A 220-nucleotide genomic window follows, 5' to 3' on the forward strand; every position below is an offset into this window, starting at 1 on the left:
CGGACTTCGCCGCTCCCGGGCCGCTGGCAGCGACCATCGCTGTGCTCAAGGCCATCGGGGTCGAGGTGGTCGTCCCCCGCGACCAGACCTGCTGCGGACAGCCGGCGCTGAACTCGGGATTCCCGGCGCAGGCCGGGCGCGTGCTCGCCCAGACGCTGGACAGCCTCGACGGCGCCGAAGCCGTCGTGACCCTCGCCGGGTCCTGCGCGGCGATGATCGT

The 220-nt window shown here is 73.6% G+C and carries 1 protein-coding gene; it reads left to right on the forward strand.

Features of this window, described 5'->3' with window-relative positions:
- A partial coding sequence (locus BN358_RS12775; protein ID WP_040583375.1) for a heterodisulfide reductase-related iron-sulfur binding cluster occupies positions 1-220 on the forward strand: 220 nt, incomplete at both ends.

Origin of the sequence: Sedimentibacter sp. B4 (assembly GCF_000309315.1) — a bacterium.
In the GTDB taxonomy this organism is placed as follows: Bacteria; Bacillota; Clostridia; order Tissierellales; family Sedimentibacteraceae; genus Sedimentibacter; species Sedimentibacter saalensis.